The 22508-nt window shown below is 74.8% G+C and carries 21 protein-coding genes; 7 read left to right on the forward strand and 14 right to left on the reverse strand.

Annotated elements, in window-relative coordinates; all coding sequences use genetic code 11:
• Positions 1-117 precede the first annotated feature (117 nt).
• Positions 118-372, forward strand: coding sequence for a DUF5133 domain-containing protein (locus ACIQ9G_RS28345; protein WP_403614950.1), 255 nt, complete (start codon positions 118-120; stop codon positions 370-372).
• Positions 373-500: 128 nt separating this feature from the next.
• Here ACIQ9G_RS28345 and tgmB read toward each other — a convergent pair whose 3' ends face one another.
• The 3 genes from tgmB to ACIQ9G_RS28360 all read right to left on the reverse strand — a co-directional run bounded on the left by tgmB (position 501) and on the right by ACIQ9G_RS28360 (position 2190).
• Entirely contained in the window at positions 501-1484 is a 984-nt protein-coding gene (tgmB, locus tag ACIQ9G_RS28350; protein ID WP_403614953.1) for an ATP-grasp ribosomal peptide maturase, read from the reverse strand.
• Positions 1485-1499: 15 nt separating this feature from the next.
• Entirely contained in the window at positions 1500-1691 is a 192-nt protein-coding gene (gene tgmA / locus ACIQ9G_RS28355; protein ID WP_403614956.1) for a putative ATP-grasp-modified RiPP, read from the reverse strand.
• A 121-nt stretch (positions 1692-1812) separates the two neighbouring features.
• On the reverse strand, positions 1813-2190 hold the full coding sequence (locus ACIQ9G_RS28360) for a YkvA family protein (protein WP_403614958.1): 378 nt from the start codon (positions 2188-2190) through the stop codon (positions 1813-1815).
• 243 nt (positions 2191-2433) lie between these two features.
• On the opposite strand from ACIQ9G_RS28360, the gene ACIQ9G_RS28365 reads away from it, so the two are divergent.
• The gene (locus tag ACIQ9G_RS28365) at positions 2434-3807 is read left to right on the forward strand and encodes a hypothetical protein (RefSeq protein WP_403614961.1); all 1374 of its coding nucleotides are present in this window, start codon (positions 2434-2436) and stop codon (positions 3805-3807) included.
• Between the two features lie 127 nt (positions 3808-3934).
• On the opposite strand, the gene ACIQ9G_RS28370 is transcribed toward ACIQ9G_RS28365, so the two are convergent.
• The gene (locus ACIQ9G_RS28370) at positions 3935-5245 is read right to left on the reverse strand and encodes a hypothetical protein (RefSeq protein WP_403614963.1); all 1311 of its coding nucleotides are present in this window, start codon (positions 5243-5245) and stop codon (positions 3935-3937) included.
• A gap of 399 nt (positions 5246-5644) precedes the next feature.
• Here ACIQ9G_RS28370 and ACIQ9G_RS28375 point away from each other — a divergent pair, with 399 nt between their 5' ends.
• Positions 5645-5878 carry a chaplin gene (locus ACIQ9G_RS28375; RefSeq protein ID WP_403614965.1) on the forward strand — a complete coding sequence of 78 codons (234 nt, stop codon included), beginning with the start codon at positions 5645-5647 and terminating at the stop codon, positions 5876-5878.
• A 170-nt stretch (positions 5879-6048) separates the two neighbouring features.
• Here the strand turns inward: ACIQ9G_RS28375 and ACIQ9G_RS28380 are convergent, their stop codons facing one another.
• A complete protein-coding gene (locus ACIQ9G_RS28380) occupies positions 6049-7146 on the reverse strand; it encodes a YihY/virulence factor BrkB family protein (protein WP_403614968.1) in 1098 nt (365 codons plus the stop codon).
• A 326-nt stretch (positions 7147-7472) separates the two neighbouring features.
• Positions 7473-8837, reverse strand: a complete 1365-nt coding sequence (locus tag ACIQ9G_RS28385) for an FAD-dependent oxidoreductase (protein ID WP_403614970.1) — start codon at positions 8835-8837, stop codon at positions 7473-7475.
• A 417-nt stretch (positions 8838-9254) separates the two neighbouring features.
• On the opposite strand from ACIQ9G_RS28385, the gene ACIQ9G_RS28390 reads away from it, so the two are divergent.
• Positions 9255-9449 carry a hypothetical protein gene (locus ACIQ9G_RS28390; RefSeq protein ID WP_403614972.1) on the forward strand — a complete coding sequence of 65 codons (195 nt, stop codon included), beginning with the start codon at positions 9255-9257 and terminating at the stop codon, positions 9447-9449.
• A 33-nt stretch (positions 9450-9482) separates the two neighbouring features.
• On the opposite strand, the gene ACIQ9G_RS28395 is transcribed toward ACIQ9G_RS28390, so the two are convergent.
• Genes ACIQ9G_RS28395 through ACIQ9G_RS28410 form a run of 4 tightly spaced genes read right to left on the reverse strand, consistent with a single transcriptional unit; the run spans position 9483 to position 14633 of the window.
• Positions 9483-10568, reverse strand: coding sequence for a DUF5914 domain-containing protein (locus tag ACIQ9G_RS28395; protein WP_403614974.1), 1086 nt, complete (start codon positions 10566-10568; stop codon positions 9483-9485).
• Positions 10565-11596 carry a phytoene/squalene synthase family protein gene (locus ACIQ9G_RS28400; protein WP_403614977.1) on the reverse strand — a complete coding sequence of 344 codons (1032 nt, stop codon included), beginning with the start codon at positions 11594-11596 and terminating at the stop codon, positions 10565-10567. Before ACIQ9G_RS28400 ends, ACIQ9G_RS28395 begins: the two co-directional genes overlap by 4 nt.
• Positions 11593-13134, reverse strand: coding sequence for a phytoene desaturase (locus ACIQ9G_RS28405; RefSeq protein WP_403614980.1), 1542 nt, complete (start codon positions 13132-13134; stop codon positions 11593-11595). The genes ACIQ9G_RS28400 and ACIQ9G_RS28405 overlap by 4 nt, the downstream gene beginning before the upstream one ends.
• Positions 13131-14633: a polyprenyl synthetase family protein gene (locus tag ACIQ9G_RS28410; RefSeq protein ID WP_403614982.1), complete on the reverse strand. Its 1503-nt coding sequence runs from the start codon at positions 14631-14633 to the stop codon at positions 13131-13133. Before ACIQ9G_RS28410 ends, ACIQ9G_RS28405 begins: the two co-directional genes overlap by 4 nt.
• Before the next feature lie 259 nt (positions 14634-14892).
• On the opposite strand from ACIQ9G_RS28410, the gene ACIQ9G_RS28415 reads away from it, so the two are divergent.
• The 3 genes from ACIQ9G_RS28415 to ACIQ9G_RS28425 all read left to right on the forward strand — a co-directional run bounded on the left by ACIQ9G_RS28415 (position 14893) and on the right by ACIQ9G_RS28425 (position 18492).
• Positions 14893-16089, forward strand: a complete 1197-nt coding sequence (locus tag ACIQ9G_RS28415) for a lycopene cyclase family protein (RefSeq protein WP_403614984.1) — start codon at positions 14893-14895, stop codon at positions 16087-16089.
• A 91-nt stretch (positions 16090-16180) separates the two neighbouring features.
• Positions 16181-16948 (forward strand): class I SAM-dependent methyltransferase, encoded by a 768-nt coding sequence (locus tag ACIQ9G_RS28420; protein WP_403614986.1) that lies wholly within the window; start codon positions 16181-16183, stop codon positions 16946-16948.
• Complete coding sequence (locus tag ACIQ9G_RS28425) at positions 16945-18492, forward strand: FAD-dependent oxidoreductase (RefSeq protein WP_403614988.1); 1548 nt, start codon at positions 16945-16947, stop codon at positions 18490-18492. The genes ACIQ9G_RS28420 and ACIQ9G_RS28425 overlap by 4 nt, the downstream gene beginning before the upstream one ends.
• Before the next feature lie 79 nt (positions 18493-18571).
• Here the strand turns inward: ACIQ9G_RS28425 and ACIQ9G_RS28430 are convergent, their stop codons facing one another.
• The 4 genes from ACIQ9G_RS28430 to ACIQ9G_RS28445 all read right to left on the reverse strand — a co-directional run bounded on the left by ACIQ9G_RS28430 (position 18572) and on the right by ACIQ9G_RS28445 (position 22200).
• Entirely contained in the window at positions 18572-18943 is a 372-nt protein-coding gene (locus ACIQ9G_RS28430) for an ANTAR domain-containing protein (RefSeq protein ID WP_403614991.1), read from the reverse strand.
• Between the two features lie 133 nt (positions 18944-19076).
• Positions 19077-19466, reverse strand: coding sequence for an STAS domain-containing protein (locus ACIQ9G_RS28435; protein ID WP_403614993.1), 390 nt, complete (start codon positions 19464-19466; stop codon positions 19077-19079).
• Complete coding sequence (locus tag ACIQ9G_RS28440) at positions 19463-20581, reverse strand: B12-binding domain-containing protein (protein WP_403614996.1); 1119 nt, start codon at positions 20579-20581, stop codon at positions 19463-19465. The genes ACIQ9G_RS28435 and ACIQ9G_RS28440 overlap by 4 nt, the downstream gene beginning before the upstream one ends.
• Entirely contained in the window at positions 20578-22200 is a 1623-nt protein-coding gene (locus ACIQ9G_RS28445; protein WP_403614999.1) for a PP2C family protein-serine/threonine phosphatase, read from the reverse strand. Before ACIQ9G_RS28445 ends, ACIQ9G_RS28440 begins: the two co-directional genes overlap by 4 nt.
• Positions 22201-22508: the final 308 nt, after the last annotated feature.

Below are 22508 nucleotides of genomic sequence, written 5' to 3' on the forward strand. Positions count from 1 at the left end.
GTGGCTGATCGACCGGAAAACGACTGAATTTGGTCAATCGTGTGCCGCGAGGCCGCCGCCGTGCATGGCACGGCGTGCCTGGGGCATACGGAGCAAAAATCGAGAGAGGGGCGCTCCGTGCTGGTTCCGGACCCTAAGGTCGTCAGGACGTTGCTGACTCGGTACGCATCGCTGAAGATCGCGCAGGCGGAGAGGGAGCGGGCCGAGACGGCCCGGGAGCTGGAGGACGTCAGTTACACCCTGTGCGTCATGATGGGCACCACCGGCATCGACGAGGCCATCGACAGGGCGGACGCCCTGCTGCTCGCCCCGCGGGACATCGCGGACGTCGTGACGGACGCGGAGGGGGACGGCCTTTCGCTGGCCGTGTGACCCCTTGAGGGAGACAGACAGGGCTTCTCCGTGGCACGGCGTGCCGACCCGGCCGACGAGCGCCGGTCACGAACCGGCCACGGGCCCCCGTCGCGGTCGGGCACGTCCAGGAGGCGCAGTCGGTCACGTCAAGGAGCCACGGTCCGCCTGTCGTTGACGTGTTCGGGCTCCTGGGGAGCGGGGCGGGCCAGCCACTCGGCGATGGTGCGGGCGATCGGCTGGCCCGTCTCCACCTCGACGAAGCCGAACTGGCCGGACTGGTTGCACTCCAGGAACCACCAGGTCCCGTCCGCGTCCTCGGCGAAGTCGAAGGCGCCGTACGCCAGTTCGGCCCCACGCACATAGGCGTGCACGGCCGGGGCCAGCCGGGGCGGGACCTCGGCCGGCTTCCACGGCGCGGCGGACGAGGCGAAACGGACGTCCACCTCGTCGGGGTCCGCGTCCGCCGGCATGGCCTTCCGGGCGGCCAGCAGCGTGTCGCCGACGACGGTCAAACGGATGTCGGCGCGCTTGGCGATCCGCCGTTGCAGCAGGGTGGGGCCGTAGGCCACGGCGCCGAAGTCCGTGTCCGGCGCGACGCGGCTGGTCGGCACCGCCCGGGGCGGCTCCTGCGGATGGGCGCCGGAGACCGGCTTGACCACCAGGTCCGGGAAGCGCTCCGCGAAGGCCCGCGCTGCCTGCGGGAAGGTCGTGATGAGGGTCGCGGGCACGGGCAGGCCGCTGTGCTGGGCGTGCCGCAGCTGCCACGGCTTGTGGCGGGCCCGCTGGGCGGCGTCGGGATGGTTCATCCAGCGCGCGCCGCAGCCGCGGAGCAGGCCGTAGAGGGCCTGTGCGGACTCCTCGGTGAGCCAGGCGGAGGGCTGGGCCGCCCGCGCGGCGGGCGTTCCGGGTCTGCGGATCCAGACGGAGCGCAGGCCGTTCACGCTCACCAGCCGTCCCCCGGACGACAGATGGCCGCGGAAGGAGCCGTGCACGAACTCGCCCGAGAGGGCGACGCCCGCGGTCAGATCGGCCGGATCGAGCCGGACCACCGGGACCGAGGCGGCGTTCAGGTGCACCACCACCATGTCGGCCGTCACGTCCTCCTCGCCGGTGAGGATCAGTACGGTCATGGTCGCCGGCCGTGTTCAGTCGTCGAAGTGCGTCTTGGAGCCCGCCGTGGACGTCGTGGTGCCCAGTTCCCTCAGGAGGGCGTGGTCGGACGCGGCGATCCGACCGTCGGCAAGCACGTTCAACTGCAGTCCGGAGTCGTAGACGTACGCAGTGCTCGTCTCCGATTCCACTGCCGGACGTGCGTAGTTGAGCGCGAACGGTTGCATCGTCTCTCCCTGGTCGGTGCAGCCGCGATCAAGCGGTGGTCACCCTTGCGGCGTCGCTTGGCCCGCTGACTTCGATTCGGTTTTCCCAGACTTATACGAATCGAACGGGTGATTGGTTTCCTTACGGAGCGTAATCGGTGGCGTCCGGGTCCTTCTGACGGTCCGAAAGCCCCGGTCGGCGCCCCGCGCGATGCTCCGTCCGGCGCCACGGCTGCGGCACCGGTACGGGCATCCCCCCGCCGGCCGGGCCGCGCAGCGTGCGCAGGGCGAGCAGCAGGACGCCGATGTCGTCCAGGTAGACCGGGTCGGGCAACAGGTCGGTCGGCAGCAGGAAGTAGAGGACGGCGCCCCAGAACACCCAGCGCGGTCCCGTGGGAAGCCCGGCACGCCGCAGGTCGCGCCGGGCGCGGACCAGCCGGACGAAGAGGATCACGGCAACGGCGAGCACGGCCGCGGCGAGGACCGCTGCGACGAGGAGCACCTTCGTGGTGGAGTCCACAGTTCGCTCCCTCTCCTTCCGTGCGGTGGGACGATCCCTGCCCTTCTCCTGATTCCCGCTCGCCGCGTCTCCATGACCGCCTGACGGGGGAACAGCTGTGCGACCCGTGCGCCGGCCGGGCGATCACTCCCGCGCCACACCCGGGTGGCGCGGTGTCCGCAGGGGCCTTAGTAATGGTCAGGGTAGAACGCGTGTCGCCTTCGGGGGCGCAGGGGCGGCCGCACCCCTGCCATGGAGACCAGGATGACCACCCGTTCTTCCCCACCCCAGGCGAACCCTTCCGTCATCGCCTTCACCGACGAGATCCACCCGGCACCGTCGCCCTCCGGCAGCGTCGGCTGCGGCGAGGCCGGGACGGAGGCCGCCGCCGGCGACCCGGTCCTCGGTCTGGTGCGGGCCGCCGTCGGCGACCGGCCCGTCGAGGAGGTCGTCCGGCTCGTCACTCTGCTGGAGGAGTCCCCCGAGTACGCGGACGCGGCCGTACACGTCCTGCGTGCGGCCGCGGTGGACCGGCCGGTGGAGGACGTCGCCCGGCTGGTCGCCGAGCTGACCCGGCCGCCGCGCTCGGCCGACAGCGCGGACGACGCGATCCGCGCGGCGGTCGCGGGGCGGGGCGTCGAGGACGTGACACGGCTGATGGCCCTGCTGCACCGGGCACCCCTGCGGCCGCACTGCGGCCGGGAGGCGGTCCGGGCGGCCGCCACCGGCCGGCCCGTCGAAGAACTGGTCGACCTCATCGGCCGGCTGACCCGGGACCGGCACGAGTACACGTGGCGCGCCGAAGCCCCGGGGACGCCGGATCCCGGCAGCGCCGCGGCACCGGAGACGTCGGCCCCCTACGCGCCGGAGACGCCGAGCCCCCTCGTTCCGGGGAGCCCGGATCCCCACGTCCCGGTGATGCCGGATCCCGGCACCCTGCGGACGTGGACGTCGTATGCCGGCATCCCCGCGATGCCGCAGACGCCGCCCCCCGTCCCGGAGCGCCCGGAGCTCGAAGTCCGAATGATGCCGGTCACCGGCGCCACGCGGACGTGCACGCCCTCGTACGTCGCCATCCCCGCGATGCCGGAGTCGCCGCCCTCCGTCCCCGGGCGCCCGGATCCCGGCGTCCCGGTGATGCCGGGGTCAGGTGCCGTGCGGGTCCCCGCTGACGACGCCCGCTCCGTGGGCGGTGTCGGGAGCGCGGAGGACGGGCCGCCCGGTGGGCGGGCCGGGCGGCTGGTCTTCTGGCCCAGTTGGCTGGCCGCGGCGGCCCTGGTGGTCTGCGGGGCCGCCTACTTCCCGCTGCACCGAGAGGGCGCGCCCTTCCTCGTCTACGGCGTCACCCTCGCCGCGTCGGGCCTGTGCGGGTGTCTGGCGGTGCTGCTGGCGCTGCGCGCCGGGGTGGCCGCGCTGGTGGCGGGGGCGGTGGTCCCGGCGGTGCTGGCGGGGGCCGGGTACTTCGAAGGCCGGTTCGCTTCGGCGGAGTTGAGCCGGGCCCTGGCGATCACGGTGGCGCCGCCCTGGAGCGCGGGCCTCACCGCGGTGTGCGCCTGTCTCGCCTCCCTGGCCGCCCTCTCCCTGCTGCTGATGGTGCAGCTGGCGGAGCGACATCCCACGCCACGGCCCACAGACTGACCCCGCCGGCCCGTCCGGCGGCGGAGCCGCCCCGCCAGCGGGTCAAGAAGCCGCCCCGCGGGAGGGCCAAGGAGCCGTCCCGCGGGCCGGCCGACTGAGAGCGCGCCCTGAGCGCGGACCGCCCGGCTCAGTCCGCCGCGCGCCGGGCGGTGGCGCCCGCCGAGGAGGCTGCCTCGGGGGAGCCGGAAGAGGAGGCTGCCTCGGGGGAGCCGGAGCCCTCCGGCGCGGAAGGGGCGGGGAAGCCGGGCACGTCGGAGGAGGCCTCGGGGGAGTCGTCCCCGGCCGGACCGGCTCCGCCCGGTTCCGTGTCCGGAGTCGGTGTGGTGCCGGGCGGGCGCAGGGACAGGGCGGTGTCCTTGAGGCGTTCGAAGCCGCGCGCCAGCTGCTGGAAGGGCGAGGCCGCGGGCGGGCGGGCCTGCTTCCGCGCCGGTGACAGGACGCCCGCGGACTCGGCCTCGCGGTATATGGCGAGCGCCTCGTTGGCCCGCTCGGCGGCCTCCCGGTACAGGTCCCGGGACCGCGTCATGGCGTCCAGGGCCTCCTCGTACATGGCCACGAGCTCGCGCGCCCGGGCGAGCTCCTCCTCGACGGTCGTCAGGCGCCACTGCTCCCGCAGCGCGGTGAGCGCCGCCTCCCCGCCGTCCGGCAGCGGCCGCGGCAGCGCGGCGAACCGCGTCACCGCGTCGAGCAGGTCCGCCGGCTCCGTGCCGTCCAGGAAGACGCTGCGCACGGAGAACTCCCCCGGGTCGTAGCCGGAGGCCGCCGGGCTGCCGGGCAGGACGACGGCACCGCCTCGCGGCACCTCGGCCCCGAACTCCTCCAGCGCCCAGTTGACCGCCCTGAGCCGGTGCGGGGCGGCGCGGTGCTCCACGACGCGGTGGCGCAGGCCCTCGGGCAGCAGCCGCACCAGGGAAAGACGCCCGCGCTCGTCGGGGGTCATGGCCTCGTGGACGACGACGTGGATGCTCCAGGTGTCCCGCACGGCGTGCCGCAGGAGGCGCCGCAGTTCCTTGTCGTCGTCCGGGAGGGGATTGACGGTCCCGAGCCGCAGTCCCGTGACGACGGCCTCGTGGTCCCAGGCCGCGTCGCCGCCCTGCGGCCAGAACATGGCCGCGGGGGACGGCCAGCGCGGGTCCCAGGAACGCTCGGCCTCCGCGACGAGCACCCACTCCCGGTCCCCGCCCGAGAGGGCGGGGGGCGCGAGGGTGAGCCGGGCCCGCACGGTCACCCGCGGGGGCGCCTGCCAACGGGCCTCGAAGACCAGCTCGCCGGAGGCCCCGGAGTCATCCGGAACGAGGCGGTCCTGGAGGACGCCGTCGGCCTTCAGCTTCTCCAGACGCCGTCCTACGGCGTCCTCCGCGGCCGGTCCGGCATGACGGCCGCGGGCCAGCCAGACCGTGGAGGGGGCGGCGGGACGGGGGGAGGGAGAGTTCGGCATGAGTCAATCTGCGGAGGGGGCGGAGTGCGGTGTCCAGTATTGCGAAGACACGTCGGTGCGGGTCGGGCGGGGCCGGGCGGGTCACACGTTCGTGGCCGGTCCGGCCGCTCCCGCCGGTCCGGCCCGGACGGCCTCCCCGCGGCGCGCGGCCGCGGCCGCTCGGCCGACCCGGTGACGCGGCCCGCGTGGCGCGGGCCGTACCGACCGGCGCTCGCGATACGGTGCGGTTCTCGAAACGGGTTGGTTTGTTCGCATTTGACCCCATCTGGATTCCCGAACGGTGTGGGTCGCGCCAGGCGCGGCTGACGGCGCTACTCCGTTCGGCCCTGAGCGATGTCGCAGCGCGCCGGACGCCCACAGGGTGAAACCACGTGTTCCTTCGAACGACAGGAGTTCTCCATGAGGATCAGAATGACGGCCGCCGCGGTTCTGGCGGGTGCGGCCCTGATGACCTGCGCGGGCACCGCGGCGGCGGACGCCGACGCGACGGGGACCGCCACCAACAGCCCCGGGTTCCTCTCCGGCAACGTCATCCAGGTCCCCATCGACCTCGGCCTGAACCTGTGCGGCAACACCATCGACGTGATCGGCCTGCTCAACCCCGCCGTGGGCAACGCCTGCACGAACGGCTGAGGCCCGACCGCGGCGGTCCGGTGCGCGCCTGGCACCGGACCGCCGTGCACAGGAACGAGCCGTGCACCCTCCGTTCGGAGGAGGCGCGGCTCGTTCGCGTACCCGGGTCGGCGCACCCCGCGGGGACCGCGCCCCGTCCGGCGACGGGCCCCCGGGCGGTCCGGGCGGGCTCAGCAGCCCCCGTCCATGCGCCGCTGGTCCTGCTCGTCCCAGGCGCGGGTGTCGCGCGGCTCCACGTAGGGCTCGCTGTCCGCCGGATGGCCTCCGTCGATCACGCGCTGACGCGCCATCTCCGCGTCGAACTCCAGGCCGAGCAGGACGGCGAGGTTGGTGACCCACAGCCACACGAGGAAGACGATGACACCGGCCAGGGTGCCGTACGTCTTGTTGTACGAGCTGAAGTTCGCCACGTAGAAGGCGAAGCCCGCCGACGCGACCAGCCAGATCAGCAGGGCGAGCAGGCTGCCCGGCGTGATCCACTTCAGGCCGCGGACCTTGGCGTTGGGCGTGGCCCAGTACAGGATCCCGATCATGACCGTGACCAGGACGACCAGGACCGGCCACTTCGCGATGGACCACGCGGTCAGCGCCGCGTCCCCCATGCCGAGCGCGGAGCCGACCTGCCGGGCGAGGGTGCCCGTGAAGACGACGATCAGGGAACTGGCCACGGCGAGCACCATCAGGGTCACCGTCAGGGCCACCCGCAGCGGCAGCACCTTCCACACCGGCCGCCCCTCCGGGACGTCGTAGACCACGTTCGCGGCGCGGATGAAGGCCGCGACGTACCCGGAGGCCGACCACACCGCGCCCAGCAGACCCACCACCGCCAGCACGGAGCCGACGCCGGCGTTGCTCTGCAACTGCTCCACCGCGCGCGCGATGATGTCCCGTGCCGAGCCCGGCGCGAGCTTCTGCAGGTTGTCGAGCACCTGATGGGTGGCCGACTTGCCGGCGACGCCGAGCAGGGAGACCAGCACGAGCAGGGCCGGGAACAGGGACAGCACCCCGTAGTAGGTCAGGGCCGCGGCACGGTCGCTCAGCTCGTCGTCCTGGAACTCACGCACGACCCGGCGCAGCACCGCCAGCCAGGAGCGGCCGGGCAGCTCGACCGGCGAGTCGGGGGCGTCGCGCTCCGCGGAGACGTCCGGCCCGAACCCGGCGGGCTCCGTCTCCCGCTCCTCGTCGCGCTCTCGCCCGTCGGCCTCGCCCCGGGGCGCGGTGTCCTTGCCTTTGAGGTGGTCCCGGTGTCCGGGAAGGTGCAGTCCCATGGAGTGCGGGTGTCCCGGCAGCACGCGAACACGCGTGGCGGGCGGGCACGGGTTTCGCCCCGGGTGCCCGCCGGCGCGCTCGTACGCCGCGCGCGGCGCGCACACGGGGTGTGCGGCCGGTGCCCGAGCCCGGGCCCGCACACACGTGTCGCGCTCCGGCCGCAGCTTCCACAATGGTCGCCGAACGGGGCCGCCCACCATCCGCACGGGGGCGCGCCCCGTTCACCAGCGCCACCGCGCCGGCCCGGCCGGGCGCCGATCGCGCGGAGCATGCGCGCCGGGCGCCGCTCTCCACGCCGGGCGCACCCCTGTGCGCGGGCTCGCCGCTACGCGCCGCTCGCGCGGAGCATGTCCTCGCGCTCGACGATCTTCACGCGCTCCCGGCCCTGCGGCTCGCCCAGCGCCTTCTCTGCGCCGTCGAGGCGGTACCAGCCCTCCCAGGTGGTGAAGCGGACGCCGCGCTCGGTGAGAAAGGCCTCGACCGCCTCGGGCGCGGGCGACGCGGGCGTGTGGAGGCGCCCGCCCGCGAAGTCGTCCAGGAGGTTGGCGACCGTCTCGTTGGCGTCGCCCTTGGTGTGGCCGATCAGCCCCACCGGACCGCGCCGGATCCAGCCGGTCACGTACGTCGACCGCAGGTGCTCCCCGCTCTCCTCGACGACCCGGCCGCCACGGTCCGGGACCGTGCCCGACTCGGCGTCCCAGGGCAGCTTGGGCAGCTCGTCGGACAGGTAGCCCACCGCGCGGTACACCGCGGAGACGTCCCAGTCCTTGAAGGTGCCCGTGCCCTTGACGTTGCCGGTGCCGTCGAGCGCGGTGCGCTCGGTGCGCAGCCCGACCACCTTCCCGTCCTCGCCCAGGATCTCGGTGGGCGACTCGAAGAAGTGCAGGAACAGCTTGTGGGGCCGGTCGCCGACGTCGCGGATGGCCCACTTCTCCAGGGTCTTGGCGACCATGTCGGCCTGCTTGTTGCCGCGCCGGGTCTCGACGGAGCCCGCGTCATAGTCGATGTCCTCGGGGTCGACGACGACCTCGATGCTGGGGGAGTGGTCCAGCTCCCGCAGCTCCATCGGGCTGAACTTCGCCTGCGCCGGGCCTCGGCGGCCGAAGACGTGGATCTCCAGCGCCTTGTTCGCCTTGAGGCCGTCGTACACGTTCGGCGGGATCTCGGTCGGCAGCAGCTCGTCCGCGGTCTTGGCCAGGACGCGCGCCACGTCGAGGGCGACGTTGCCGACGCCGAGGACCGCGACCTTCTCGGCCGTCAGCGGCCAGGTGCGGGGCACGTCCGGGTGCCCGTCGTACCAGGAGACGAAGTCCGCGGCGCCGTAGGAGCCGTCGAGGCCGATGCCGGGTATCGGCAGCGCGCGGTCGGCCGTGGCACCGGTGGAGAAGATCACCGCGTCGTAGAAGGCGCGCAGGTCGTCCAGGCTGACGTCGGTCGGGTAGTCGACGTTGCCGAAGAGGCGGATCTGCGGCTTGTCGAGCACCTGGTGCAGCGCCGTGATGATGCCCTTGATCCGGGGGTGGTCGGGCGCCACGCCGTACCGGATCAGCCCGAACGGGGCCGGCATCCGCTCGAAGAGGTCGATGGACACGCCCGGCTCGGCGGCGACGTCGGACTTGAGCAGGGCGTCGGCGGCGTAGATCCCGGCGGGGCCGGCTCCGACGATGGCTACCCGCAGGGGGCGGGACATGTGCGAGGTTCCCTTCGAGCGAGGACAGGCGACTCGACGGCAACCCTAAACTGAGGCAAACCTAAGTTGGTATCCGGGTCCGGTCTATGAGGTCATAAGCGCACCTTATGACTGGGAGAGGGATCGGGAGGGTGGGAACGGGCCCGGTGGGTATGGCGGGACCCGTGCCCCTGTTGGCCGCCCGTTTCGCGGGCCGGCCCGCCTGCGGGCTCCCGGCCATCGGCGACGCACCGGTTGGCCGAAAGGCCCCGAAAGCCGAACGGACCCCGGCGCGCCAGGCTTTGAGCCGGAACCGGCCGTACGGGAAAGGGCCGGATCCGGGGTCATACCCTCGGCGTCGCGGGGTACCGCATGGCCATGACTCCTGAGGCGGTTTCCCCCGCGTCCCACTCGCCCGGTGTGCGGCAGCTTCGGCTGATGCGCGGCATCTATGCGGTGGGCACGGCCCTGTGGATCCTCTCCCTGTTCGTGGCCCTCCTCGGCCACGACGCCGACGTCCGGCAAATCCTCGTCCTGCTCGCCCTGCTCGCCGCCTTCGCGCTGATGTGGCTGTGGTCGGCCTGGCAGCTGTGGACGGGCGTGAAGCCCGAGGCGGCCCGGCCCGAGCGCTGAGGCCCGTCGCCGGACCTCGGCGCTCGGACAGTCTCAGCCCGGGAAGCGCCCCGTCGAACGCAACGCCCAGCGCCGTTCGGCGTAGGCCAGATCGTCTCGCCAGAGCCTGCCCGCCGCGGCGCGCATCAGCGGCCGGAGCAGCGGCGCCGCCCGGCGGGCCACGGCGAAGCCCGGACGGTCGGACGCGGCCACGACCGCCTCGACGACCGCCGTCCGCGGCCGGCCCAGCTCGTCCGGGCCGAGGGGTGTGGCATGGGTCTCGACGACGGAGCCCCGCCCTTCCCCCTTGGTGATGTGCATGACCACCGTGCGCGGTTCGGGCGCGGTGAACACGGCCCGCACCGGCACCACCAGACGCCCCGCGACCTTGAAGGAGACGTCCACGGCGAAGCCGTCGTCCGACGCGCCGTCGTCCCCGCCCGGCCCCGAGGCGCGCACGTCCCCGCCCGGCCCCGAGGCGCGCCCGTCACCGTCCGCGTCGGCCCGCCCCGGCGCCCCGACCACCGTCAGGTCCACGAACGAGTACGGGTGGAACCAGGCGCCGTGCCACGGGTCGAGCCGGTTGGCGACCACGTCCTCGGGTTCGCAGACACCGACGCCGACGTACACGGCCGACACCGCGTCGGACACGGCCGGCCGGACGGGGACCAGCGGAGCGGGCGTGGGCTCCTCGCCGCCGACGTCGTCCAGACGCACCCAGACGAGCACCCCGTCGTCGTGCACCGGCAGCGGCTCCCACCCGACGAACGGCGCGCCGTCCAGGGCGAGTCCGTGCCAGTGGCAGACCAGCGTGCCGCACCGCACCGGGCTGTCCGCGAGCGGTGCCCCCAGGTGCGGGCAGACGCCGGGCCCGGCGACCAGCCCTCCCTCGGCGTTCCGCCAGACCACGACCTCCCGGCCGGCCACGGTCCGGGACAGGGGCCGGCCGCCGCCGACGTCACGGGTGGCGCCGACGACGTACCAGTTGCCCGACGGCCGGGCCTGGGCCCGCTTAAGGGCCGCGGTGATGACGGCGGGCCGCGCCTCGCGCCAGCTGGGCCGCTGGCGGTCCCAGGGCACCGGGCGCCTGCGCAGCCGCAGCGGGTAGCGCCCCCGCCGGGCGGACGGTTCGGGCTTCACGCGACCTCCTGGCCGACCGGGGCGGACGTGGGAACCGCCGTCTTCGCGGCCGGGCGGACCGCCGCCCCGGGCGTCGCGGGCCGCCCGGGGCCGCGGTCGGCGGCCAGGCGGGCCGCGGTCACCCGGACCAGCCCGTCCAGGGCGACGGCGGCGCGGCGCCTGCGCGGCACCACGGCCCGCCTGCGCACCACGGCGTACCCGGAGTCGGCGACGGCGTCGAGGATGCCGCCGTACAGCACGAAGGCGGTGCGGATGCAGGGGCGGGACACCGGGTCGAGCATCGCGATGCCGGGGGCCGCCCGGCGGTAGACGTCCCGGGTCAGGTCCTCGAAGGCGCGCAGCGCCCGCGTGATGCGCGGGTCGGGGCGGCCGGTGTCCCGGCTCCAGCGCAGCAGCTCCCGGTCGACGCCGTGCGCCGCGAGCAGGTCGGCGGGCAGGTAGACGCGGCCCCGGTCCAGGTCCTCGCCCACGTCCCGCAGGAAGTTGGTGAGCTGGAAGGCCACTCCCAGGGCGGCGGCGTGCGGGGCGGCCTCCTCGCGCGGTACGACCGTCCCGAGCACGGGCAGCATCTGCAGGCCGATCACCGCGGCCGACCCGTGCATGTACGCGTCGAGGTCGGCGTAGGTGGCGTAGCCGGTGACCTCCAGGTCGCTGCGCATGGAGGCCATGAAGTCGTGGAAGTGGCGGTGGTCGATCGCGTAGCGGCGCGCGGTGTCGGCGAGGGCCCGCACCGTCGGCTCGCCGCTGCGGCCCTCGCGCAGCCCGGTGGCGAGCTCCTCCTGGAGCCGGTCGAGCGCCCGCGCCCGCAGGTCGGGGGTCACCGAGGAGTCGAGCGAGTCGACGATGTCGTCGGCCCAGCGGGCGAAGCCGTACAGGGCGTGCACGGCGGGGCGGCGCTCCACGGTCAGCAGCCGGGTGGCGAGGAAATACGTCTTGCCGTGCCGGGCGTTCAGCCCGCGGCACCGCGTGTACGCCTCGCGCAGCGACGGATCGGTGACGCCCGCGGCGTCCAGTTCGCGGGCGGTCACGACGCCGCCCCTTCCGTCGTCCGGCCCGGCGACCGGCGGCGCGGGCCGGGGCGGTCCGCGCCGCCGGTGATCCGGGCCGCCGCCAGCTTCCCCGACAGCAGCACGGTCGGCACGCCCACCCCGGGGGTGGTGCCGCAGCCGGCCAGGACCGCGTTCGCGGTGCCCCGCACCAGGTTGCGCGGCCGGAAGGGGCCGGTCTGCGGGAAGGTGTGCGCGGCGGAGAACGGGGTGCCCGCCGCGTGTCCGAGGGCCTGCCAGTCGGCGGGCGTGACCAGGCACTGCTGTTCGATGCCGGAGCCGATGCCGGCCAGGCCCCTCCGCTCCAGCTCCCGCAGCAGGGAGTCCCGGTAGCGCGGTGCCAGGTCGCCCCAGTCGGCGGCGCTCGGCCCGATGTCGGTGTTGGGGCAGGGGGCCAGGATGTAGTGCAGATGGCGGCCCGGGGGAGCCAGGCCGGGGTCGGTGGCCGTGGGCCTGGTGATCAGCAGGGAGGGGTCGCTCATCAGCTCGCCGGTCCGGGTGAGTTCGTGGAAGGTGCGCTGCCACGCCCGCCCGAAGGACAGGGTGTGGTGGCCGAGTTCGGGCCAGGTGCGGTCGCAGCCCGCGTGCAGGATCACCGCGGACGGCGCGTGGGTGAGCCGTACCGGGCGGCGCGGTGCGCGGCCCAGCAGGCGGTAGGCGACGGGCAGGTCGGGCGTGAGGACGACGGCGTCGCACGGGACACGGTCGTCCTCGGTCACGACCGCGGTGACGCGCTCGCCCGTCCGCTCCAGCCGGGTGACGCTCTGCCCGAACCGCAGCTCGGCGCCCGCCTTCGCGGCGGCGTCCGCCATGGCCTGCGGCAGCGCGTGCATGCCGCCGCGCGGGAAGTAGACGCCGGCGACGGTGTCCATGTAGGCGATCACCGCGTAGGCCGCCAGCGCCCGCTCCGGCGGGACCCCGGCGTACAGGGCCTGGAAGGAGAACACCCGGCGCAGCCGCTCGTCCTTCAGGAACCGGCCGATGCGCGCGTCCAGGCGCCCGAAGCCGCCCAGTGCGGCCAGCCGGGCCAGATCCGGATGGAGCAGGGCCAGCGGCGAGTCGAAATTGGCGTCGACGAAGCGCCGCATCTGCGCCCGGTAGAGCTGTTCCAGCCAGGTCCGCAGCCGCCGGTAGCCGGCCGCTTCCGCGGGCCCGGCGAAACGGCGGACCTCGGCCTCCATCGCCTCGGCCCCGGTGTGCACGTCCAGTGCGGAGCCGTCGGCGAACCGGGCGCGGTACGCGGGATGCAGCGGGATCAGTTCCACCCGGTCCGCGAGGCGTTCGCCGACCGCCGCGAAGGCCTCGTCGGCGATGTCGGGCATGGTCAGCACGGTCGGCCCGGTGTCGATGCGGTAGCCGCCGCGGACCAGCCGGCCCGCGCGGCCCCCGGGCAGCGGGTCCCGTTCCACGACGGTGACCCGGCGGCCCGCGCCGAGCAGATGGAGCGCGGCCGACAGACCGGCGAGTCCGGCGCCGACGACCACCACGTGGTCGGTGCGCCCGGGGAGGGTGCGCGTCATCGGCCCGTCACCCCGCAGCCGTCGGCGAGCCGCAGGGCACGGGCCGGGCCGGCGCCGTCGGCGCGGGCGGAGCCGTTGCCGTCGGCGCGCGCCGGGCCGGTTCCGGCCGCGGTTCCGGTTTCCGAACGCGTCCTGGTCACCACGCACATGAGCTCACGCAGGCGCCCCGCCGCGTACGGCTCCAGCGCGGCCGAGTCCAGATGGCGCAGCCCCTGCGCCGTCAACTGGTCGATCTTCGCCTCGACGGCGTCCTTGGCGCCGGTGGCGACCATGGCCTTCCGCACCCGGGCGAGGTCCGCGCCGGACAGATCGGCGCGGCCGACGCACGTGTCGAGGACGTCCAGGGCGTGGTGGTCACCGGCCGCCTCCGCCCTCGCGTGCGCGACGGCGACCAGGTAGGTGGGCTTGCCCTCGCGGATGTCGCCGCCGAGCGGCTTGCCGGTGCGGTCCGGATCGGCGAACAGGTCGTCGAGGTCGTCGCGGAGCTGGAAGGCCATGCCGACGCAGCGGCCGGCCGAGCACAGTGCCCGGGTCGTGGCCTCGTCCGCGCCGGCCAGCGCCGCGCCGAGCGCGAGCGGGCGCTCCACCGAGTACAGGGCGCTCTTCAGGCAGGCCGCGCGGATCGCCCGGTCCGGCGACCGCGAGACGTCGGCCTGGCCGCGCAGCTCCAGGTACTGACCGGCGACCATCTCCGTCCGCATGGCCCGCCAGATGCCGCGCACCCGGCCGGCGACGGCCGGCGGGAGCGTCGTGTCGGCGACCAGGTCGTCCGCCCAGGCCAGCGCCAGGTCACCGGCGAGGATCGCGACGGCGGTGCCGAAGTCGTGGGCCCGCTCCCGCCGTTCTGCGCTCACCCGGCCGGTGCCGGGGCGCCCGATCGGAACGGGATCCGCGGCGAGGAGATCGGTGGCGACGTCGACGTGCAGCGCCGGCCGGCCCCGGCGCACCCGGGCGCCGTCCATCACGTCGTCGTGCACCAGCGCGCAGGTCTGCACGAGTTCGAGGGCGGCCCCGAGCCGGAGCGCCGCCTCCACCTCCGCGCCGTCACCGGCGCCGCAGCCGCGCAGGGCCCACCAGAGGAACCGGGGACGGATGCGCCGGCCGCCCCCGAGCGTGAACCGGGCCACCCGCCCGGCCAGATCCTCGCCGAACGCCGGATCGAGGCCGGCCGCCTGCGCCACCCGCTCGGCGGTCAGCGTGCCGAGCAGGCGGCCGACGGCGCCCGCGACGTCGTCGTCCACGGCACGCCGACCGCCCGCGCCCGCGTGCGGCGCGTCGGTGTACGGCGCGTCGGCGTGCGGCCCTCCGGCACCGGGTGCGTCGTCGTACGGCGGTGTCGCCCCCTCGGCGCCGGGACGCCGCCGTTCCCCGGCAGGGTCCTCCGTCAAGTCCCCCGCCCGGCCCTCCCGGGGCGAGGACGCGGCCGGCAGCAGCCGGACGACGCGGTGCGCCGGGGACGGTTCGCCCGTCAGGTGATCGTCCGCCCGAATGGAGCGCATATCCGGTTCCTCCCGCGTGCTCGCGACATCGTCATCTCCAGTCATTCCGCGCCCGTCGAGGTCACGGATGCGCCGAACGTGCGACAGACGGAGCCGATTCGGCCCCCGCGAGCGGTTCCTGACGCACCGACGGGCGTACGGCGGCCGACACGCCCCGGCGGGCTGCATCCGGACGGGCCAGGTACCCGGAATGCTTCGGGTGAGGTCCGGGGCGGTACCCGCGGCGCGGTACCGGCGGCGCGGAGGGAGGCGGCAGATCGTGATCGAGGCCGACGTGGCCATCGTCGGGGCGGGGGCCGCCGGCCTCTCCCTGGCCCACCGGCTGGCCCTGCGCCCGCCCGGCGCCCGCCCGCTTTCGGTGGTCCTCGTGACGGCCCCGGCGGGCCCGCTGCGCCCGCCGGACCGCACCTGGTGCTACTGGGAGGCCGGCCCCGGCCCGTACGACGCGGCCCTCACCGCGTCCTGGCGCCGGCTGCGCGTCCACGCGCCGCACGGCGCCCGCATGGAGGACGACATCAGCCCGCTGCGCTACAAGATGCTGCGGTCCGACGACTTCGAGTCGCTCGTCGACGGCGTCATGTCCCGCAGCCCCGAGACGACACGGCTGGAAGCCTCCGTCGACACGGTCGAGGGCCTGGCGGACGGCGCCGAGGTACGCGGCCGCGCCGCCGACGGGCGCCCCGTCCGGGTGCGGGCGCGCTGGGTGTTCGACTCCCGGCCCCTGCCCCTGGCCGGCCTGCCCGCCGCGCGCACCACCCTGCTGCAGCACTTCCACGGCTGGTTCGTCCGCCACGACCGGCCCGTCTTCGACACCGGCACCGTGGAGCTCATGGACTTCCGCACCCCCCAGCCGGCGCACGGGCTGTCCTTCGGATACGTGCTGCCGACCGGGCGCCGGCAGGCCCTGGTCGAGTACACCGAGTTCTCGGCCCGGCCCCTGTCGCGGCAGCGCTACGAGGCCGCGCTGCGGCACTACACCGGGGACGTGCTCGGCCTGGGCGACTTCGAGGTCACCGCCACCGAGACGGGAGTGATCCCGATGACCGACGCCCCCTTCGCCCGGCAGACCGGGCCGTCGGTCTTCCGTATCGGCGCCGCCTCGGGTGCCACCCGGCCGTCGACGGGCTACACCTTCGCCGCCGTCCAGCGTCAGACGCGGGCCGTCGCCGCCGCGCTGCGGGCGGGCCACCGCCCGCTGCCGCCGCCCGCCCACCCGGCCCGCTCCCTCGCCATGGACGCCGTGCTGCTGCGCGCCCTCGCCAGCGGCCGGGTCGACGGGGCCGCCTTCTTCACCCGGCTCTTCGCCCGGGTCCCGGCCCGGCGGCTGCTGCGCTTCCTCGACGGACGGACCCGCCTGCACGAGGAGCTGTCCATCGGCCTGCGCACCCCGGTGCTGCCCATGCTGCGCACCGCCCTCGAACTGCCCCGCCTGCCCCGCCGCCCCTTCGAGGCATGACCGCCGTCCCTTCCCCCCGGCGCGACCGCCGCCCTTCCCGAGGCCCGACCGCCGCCACCGGCACCGCCCGGCATCCGCACGAGGAGACCGTATGACCCTGCTGCGCGACCAGGACCTGGCCGTCGCCTTCGACCACGCCGCCCGCAGCTACGACACACTCGTGGCGGCCAACCCCGGCTACCACGCCCATCTGCGGCGCTCGGCCCGCCGCCTCGGGCTCCCGCACGGCGGCGCCGGACTGCGCGTGCTGGACCTCGGCTGCGGCACGGGCGCCTCGACGGCCGCGCTGGCCGCCGTGCTGCCCCACGCCGAGATCACCGCCGTGGACGCCTCCGCGGGCATGCTGCGCCGAGCCGCGGCGAAGCCCTGGCCGAAGGGCGTCGAGTTCGTGCACGCGCCGGCGGAACGTCTGACGGAGGCCGGGGTGCGCGGCCCGTACGACGCGGTCTTCGCCGCCTACCTCCTGCGCAACGCGGCCGACCCCGACCGGGTGCTCGCCGCCGTGCGCGACCTGCTGCGGCCGGGCGGCCGGCTGGCGGTGCACGAGTACACCCTCAGCGGCCGGCGGGTGGACCACGCGGTGTGGGCGGCGGTCTGCCGCGGCATCGTGCTCCCCGCGGCTACCGTCCTCGGCGACGGTCCCCTCTACCGCCACCTGTACCGCAGCGTGGTCGAGTTCGACACCGCCGACCGGTTCGCGGCCCGGCTCCGCGCGGCGGGTTTCGCCCGGGTCCGGGTGCTGCCGCTGCCGGGCTGGCAGACGGGCATCACGCACACCGTCGTCGCGGCCCGCGCGGACGGCGCCGCGCGCGGCGGCACGGACACTCCCGCGGACGGCCGTACGGAGGACGCGCTATGAGCGGGCACCGGCGGACGGGCGCGGCCCGCCGCGGCCGCGACCGGCGCGCCCGGGTCCTGCTCCCGGCCCCCGGAGCCCCGCGGCTGCGCGGGACCGACCGGCCGAGCACCGCCGTCGTCGGGGGCGGCATCGCGGGGCTGGCCGCGGCGACCGCCCTCGCCGAACGCGGCGTACGGGTCACCCTGTACGAGCGGGAGCCGTCCCTCGGCGGGCGCCTGGCCGGGTGGCCCACCACCCTGAGCGACGGCACCTCCGTGACGATGAGCCGGGGCTTCCACGCATTCTTCCGCCAGTACTACAACCTGCGCGGGCTGCTCCGCCGTACCGATCCGGGCCTGAAGCGCCTCACCGGCCTGCCCGACTACCCGCTGTGGCACGGCAGCGGCCTGCGCGACGGCTTCCGGCACGTCCCCCGGACGCCGCCGTGGAGCGCGCTCGGCTTCGTGGCCCTCAGCCCGTCCTTCGGGATCCGCGACCTGGCCCGGATGCGCCCGGCCGCCGCGCTGCCCTTGCTGGACGTGCGGGTCCCCGAGGTCTACACACGCCTGGACCACGTCAGCGCCCACGACTTCCTGGACTCGATCCGTTTCCCCGAGGCCGCCCGCCATCTGGCCTTCGAGGTCTTCTCCCGCAGCTTCTTCGCCGACCCCCGGCGGCTGTCGGCCGCCGAGATGGTCCTGATGTTCCACATCTACTTCCTGGGCTCCGCCGAGGGACTGCTGTTCGACGTGCCCGACGAGCCGTCCCCCGCGGCGCTGTGGGAGCCGCTGGCCGCCTACCTGCGCGGGCACGGCGTCCGGCTGCGCACGTCGACACCGGTCGAGAGCGTCACACCGACCCGCGACGGCGGCTTCACGGTGGCCGTCGCCGACGGCGAGCGACAGCACGACACGGTCGTCCTCGCGCTGGACACCGCCGGACTGCGGTCGCTGGCCCAGCGCTCCCCCTGGCTGGGCGGCAGCCGCTGGCGCGAGCGGATCCAGCGGCTGCGCACGGCACCGCCGTTCCTGGTCTCCCGCCTGTGGCTGGACCGTCCCGTGGCCCCCGACCGCCCCGGATTCCTCGGCACCAGCGGATACGGCTCCCTCGACAACGTCAGCGTGCTCGAGCGCTGGGAGGGCGAAGCGGCCCGCTGGGCCGCGCGCACCGGTGGCTCGGTGGTGGAGCTGCACGCGTACGCGTGTGCCGACGACGCGGTCCGGGACGTGGAGCAGAAGCGACTGATCGAGCAGCTGCACCGCGTGTATCCCGAGACCCGTCGGGCGCGGATCGTCGACGCGCGCCACGAGTGGCGGGCCGACTGCCCCCTCTTCCCGGTGGGCGGCTACGCCGACCGGCCCACCGTGCGCACCGACGACCCGGGGCTCGTCGTGGCCGGTGACCTGGTGCGCACGGAGCTGCCGGTGGCGCTGATGGAACGGGCCGCCACCAGCGGCTTCCTGGCGGCCAACGCCCTGCTGGAACGGTGGGGGGTGCGCGGCCAGACCCTGTGGACCGTGCCCGACCGCGGACGCGCCCCGCTGCGCGGGGCGGCGCGGTGGTGACGGGGGAGCGGGAGCGCGGTCGTGAGGGGAAGCGGGGGCGCGGTGGTGACGGGGGAGCGGGCGACGCGGCCCCCGGGCGTCAGGCCGTCGGCGGGCTGCCGGCCGGCCGCCCGCCGGAGCACTGGCGGTGGCGGTCGAGGGCCCGCTTCAGCTCGTTCAGCTGCCCCTCCGGCAACTCCTCGCCCTGGGCGAACGCCAGGACGCGCTCGGCGACGGTCCGCAGCTTGATGTTGAGGTGCTGGGAGACGTCCCGCAGGGCCAGCCACGCCTCCTCGGGCGTGACCCGGCCCAGGGCCACCACGGCACCGATGGCCTGGTCGATCACCGCGTGCGAGGTCACGGCGCGGTGCAGCTGCTGGTTCTCCTCCCGCAGCCGGTCGTGCTCGACGGCCAGGTCGGTGGCGGACAGCAGGCGCAGCGGCCGGCGTTTGGATATCAGGAAGAACGCCATGGACTCCCCTCAGCGCGTCGACGGGTCGCCCATACTGCTTCCCCCGTGGTCGCGTCACACGCCCACGACCTGCGCACACGTTCTCCGCACGAGGGGTCCGTCGCGGCCCGGGGAGTCCAGGCGCCGGCCGGTCCTAGTTGGCGCCCGCCTCGGAGACGTCCTCGTCCTGCTCCTGGACTTCCTCGGTGAGGTGGTCGTAGGTGTTCGTGACGTCGAGCATCCGGTCCAGGAACTCGGGCCGGTTGTCCAGGTGGAGGGTCACGCCGGCGGCCCCGGTGCGTCTGCGGATCATCAGCAGCGCGGCCAGACCCATGGAGTCCACCCAGGTCAGCTGCGCGAAGTCGAGCCGCAGATCCTGCCAGGGGGCGTCCCCCGGGCCGGACCGCGCCAGTTCCTCGGTGACGGTGTCGACCAGTTCGTCGCCGGTGTCGTAGTCCAGGTCGCCCACCACCCGTACGGTCAGGACGGCGGGTGCGGCCGCCACGACCGCGATGTCGAACGGTCCGGGCTGCAGAGCGGTCATGCGTCGCTCCCGGGCGCCGGGGCGGGGGCGGTGGGGCGGTGACCGGCGAGTGCGGCGGCGCCCTGCTCCAGCAGGGACGAGGACCGCGGGAAGTCGCGCAGTTGCCGGCCCAGGACGTCCAGCCCCAGGGTGAGGGAGTGCGCCGGGACCTTCCGCGCGGTGAGTATGTCCGCGGTCCAGGTGAGGAAGTCCGCGAACAGAGCCGCGTCGTCGACGTACAGGGCCGTGGCCAGGAAGTCGACGATGTGGGCGAGATCCTCCGCCGTGCGCTCCCGCCGGGCGTCGTCGTACGACGCCATCGCGGGGAACCGCTCCTCCAGGTCCACCAGGGTCTGCTTGACCAGTTGGGGGCGGGATCGGACGACCATCGTGTACTCCTGGTCGGCCAGGTGCGGCAGGTCGTCGACGGCCTGCCGCGCGACCGAGGGCTGCGGGTGGGACGCGCCGGCCTCCAGATCGGCCGCGGCGGCGCGGGCGTCGGGTGCCCAGCTGTCCGCGCCGAGCAGGCGGGCGTAGCGGCCGCCGGGGCCGAAGGCCGCCCCGCCGACCATGACGGGGACGCCGACGGCCTGGCAGGCGGTGATGGCCGCGTGCGCGGTCGGCAGGCGGGTGGGCAGCGAGGACGACAGCAGCACCGCCGCCGGGTTGGTGCGGTGCAGGTGCGCGATCAGGTGCGGGGTCGGCGTCTGGGCGCCGAGATAGTCGACCTGCCAGCCGCGCAGCCGCAGAACCTCGGCGACGAGCCGTGCGGGCAGCGCGTGCCATTCGCCGTCGACGCAGGTGACGGTCACCCGCCCCACGGGCCGGGAGGCGCGCGGGCGGTCGTGGCCGATCAAGGCGGCGACGGCTCGTTCGTTGATCGCGGTGGCGGCGTGCTCCTGGGCGACGGAGATCCGGTCGGCGGCCCACTCCACGCCGACGCGCCGCTGCACGCCGCCGATCACGTCGAGCAGCACGGTCTCCTCGTCGAGTCCGCTGTCGAGGCCGGTCCGGATCACCTCCACGGCCGCGTACTCGTCACCGTCGATCACTGCCGCCCACAGTCGCTCCCGCACGGAAGTGAGCTGCTGCCCGTCCTCCGGCTGGATCCGCGGTGCCGGTGGGGCTGCGGTCATCCCTTCCTCCTGTGCCGTGTCTCCGTCCCGTCCACGGGAACATGGCCGTTGACGACGTGCAGTGGTCCCGACTTCGGGGCACCGACGGCGACGACCGCCATGTCGTCGTGCCGGCCCGAGCCGAGCCACTGGGCGGCCACCATCTGCACCCGCTCCACGATCGCTTCGGCCGGCAGGCCTCCGCACTCCGACAGGACCTGCCTGAGCCGCCGCTCACCGAAGAGTTCGCCGCCGAGCGGCCCTCCGCGCGCCTCGGTGATGCCGTCCGTGTAGAGCAGACAGGTCTCGCCCGGGGCCAGGACCGTCTCGGCGCTCTCGGCCACCACCGTCGGCATCGCTCCGACCAGCGTCCCGTGTGTGGCCGCCACCTCGACCGTACCGTTCCTGCGGATGACCAGGGGCGGCGGATGCCCGGCGCTGGTCATGCGGAGACTCACCCGTCCGGCGCGACGCCGGGCGGAGGCCAGTACGAGTGTGGCGAAGCGGGTGTGGTGCGACGTCAGCAGGGCGCTGTTCAGCAGGTTCAGCATCTGCTGGTGGTCGCCGGCCAGCGGCAGCAGCGCGTGCAGGGTGTTGCGGATCTTGCCGGTGAGGACGGCCGCCTCCAGGCCCTTGCCGGCCACGTCCCCGAGCACCACCAGGGACTCGTGCGTGGAGTCCGTGCCCGGGTGGACGTCGTAGAAGTCGCCGCCGACACGCTCGGAGTCCTTGGCGGGCCGGTAGCTGCCCGCGTACTCGATGCCGTGCACCTGCGTCAGGGTCGGCGGGAGCAGCTCCCGCATCAGCGTCGCCGTGATGTCCGACTGCTCGGCGTACATGCGGGCCGCCGACAGTGCCGCGCCCGCACGGGCGGCGAACAGCCGCGCGAAGACCTCCTCGCCCTCGCTGAAGGCGCTTTCGGTGGTGGAGCGCAGCAGCATCAGGGCGCCCGCCGGCACGCCGTGGCCCGGCAGGGGAGTGACGATGACCGACCCCAGCGGGCCGTCGAAGCCGTCCGGAATCGCCCACTGCGGAATTTCGTCGGGGTTGATCCAGCGCGTCGGCACCGGCGGAAAGCCCCGCAGCGCCTCGGCGAGACCGGGCACGATCGCCGGGTCGATCACCTGCGTGGTCTGTGTGACGGGCCCACCGGCCCGGGCGTGGGTGAGCGGGTGGCGGCGCCCCTGGGCGGGCGCGATGACCACGGCGGCGTCCGCCAGGTGGTCGGCCGCCATGCGCGCGGTCAGCTCCATGCACCGGGACACGTTGAGCGAGGACAGCAGCGTGCTGGACACCTCGGCCAGGATGCCGGTGCGCTCCTGCTCGCTGCGCAGCGCCTCCTGGGCCAGCCGGCGGTCGGTGTCGTCGACCAGCCACCACACCACGTCGCCGTCGCCGCTCGGCGTGGGGTGGGCGTCGAAGAGGCGCCCCCCGATGCTGCCCGACCGCAGCGCGGCAGCGGACTCGCCGGGAGCGAGGATCATGAGGCGGTGTGCCTCGGCCAGCCAGGCCGGCGCCGCGGCGTGCAGCCAGTCGCCGCACGCGAGATCGGGCAGGAGTGTCCTCGCGATGCCATTGAGGTCGACGACGCCGCCGTCCCGGTCGACGACCAGGACGGGATACGGCGCGTCGCCCCACACGGCGCCGACGCTGGAGCCTGCGCTGCGTGGGCTGACGGGAGAACTGGAGGAAGGAGCCACGAGAGGGGGAACGCGAGCCGCGTACCCCACCACCTCTCTGCTGGGGAAAAGGTTGTCTGATGACAACCGTCTCGCACCCGGCCGGTCAATGCAAGCGCCCTGGCTGCAACGGTACCCGCGCCCGCTCCGCCGCCCGACCGGCCAAGTGTTCGACAGATCCTCCTGGCGTGGAATGACGGATCCTCCTGGCGTGGAATACGGCGTTCCGCCGGGGCGGGCGAATTCGACGGGCCTCCGGGACCGGCACG

Origin of the sequence: Streptomyces sp. NPDC096152 (assembly GCF_044763235.1) — a bacterium.
Classification (GTDB): domain Bacteria; phylum Actinomycetota; class Actinomycetes; order Streptomycetales; family Streptomycetaceae; genus Streptomyces.

Coding starts and splice junctions, on each gene's coding strand:
- ACIQ9G_RS28405 (WP_403614980.1), bottom strand. CDS start 13,134: ATGACGCGCACCCTCCCCGGGCGCACCGACCACGTGGTGGTCGTCGGC.
- ACIQ9G_RS28430 (WP_403614991.1), bottom strand. CDS start 18,943: ATGGCGTTCTTCCTGATATCCAAACGCCGGCCGCTGCGCCTGCTGTCC.
- ACIQ9G_RS28435 (WP_403614993.1), bottom strand. CDS start 19,466: ATGACCGCTCTGCAGCCCGGACCGTTCGACATCGCGGTCGTGGCGGCC.
- ACIQ9G_RS28370 (WP_403614963.1), bottom strand. CDS start 5,245: ATGCCGAACTCTCCCTCCCCCCGTCCCGCCGCCCCCTCCACGGTCTGG.
- tgmA (WP_403614956.1), bottom strand. CDS start 1,691: ATGCAACCGTTCGCGCTCAACTACGCACGTCCGGCAGTGGAATCGGAG.
- ACIQ9G_RS28440 (WP_403614996.1), bottom strand. CDS start 20,581: ATGACCGCAGCCCCACCGGCACCGCGGATCCAGCCGGAGGACGGGCAG.
- ACIQ9G_RS28385 (WP_403614970.1), bottom strand. CDS start 8,837: ATGTCCCGCCCCCTGCGGGTAGCCATCGTCGGAGCCGGCCCCGCCGGG.
- ACIQ9G_RS28365 (WP_403614961.1), top strand. CDS start 2,434: ATGACCACCCGTTCTTCCCCACCCCAGGCGAACCCTTCCGTCATCGCC.
- ACIQ9G_RS28375 (WP_403614965.1), top strand. CDS start 5,645: ATGAGGATCAGAATGACGGCCGCCGCGGTTCTGGCGGGTGCGGCCCTG.
- ACIQ9G_RS28410 (WP_403614982.1), bottom strand. CDS start 14,633: ATGCGCTCCATTCGGGCGGACGATCACCTGACGGGCGAACCGTCCCCG.
- tgmB (WP_403614953.1), bottom strand. CDS start 1,484: ATGACCGTACTGATCCTCACCGGCGAGGAGGACGTGACGGCCGACATG.
- ACIQ9G_RS28420 (WP_403614986.1), top strand. CDS start 16,181: ATGACCCTGCTGCGCGACCAGGACCTGGCCGTCGCCTTCGACCACGCC.
- ACIQ9G_RS28425 (WP_403614988.1), top strand. CDS start 16,945: ATGAGCGGGCACCGGCGGACGGGCGCGGCCCGCCGCGGCCGCGACCGG.
- ACIQ9G_RS28390 (WP_403614972.1), top strand. CDS start 9,255: ATGCGCGGCATCTATGCGGTGGGCACGGCCCTGTGGATCCTCTCCCTG.
- ACIQ9G_RS28380 (WP_403614968.1), bottom strand. CDS start 7,146: ATGGGACTGCACCTTCCCGGACACCGGGACCACCTCAAAGGCAAGGAC.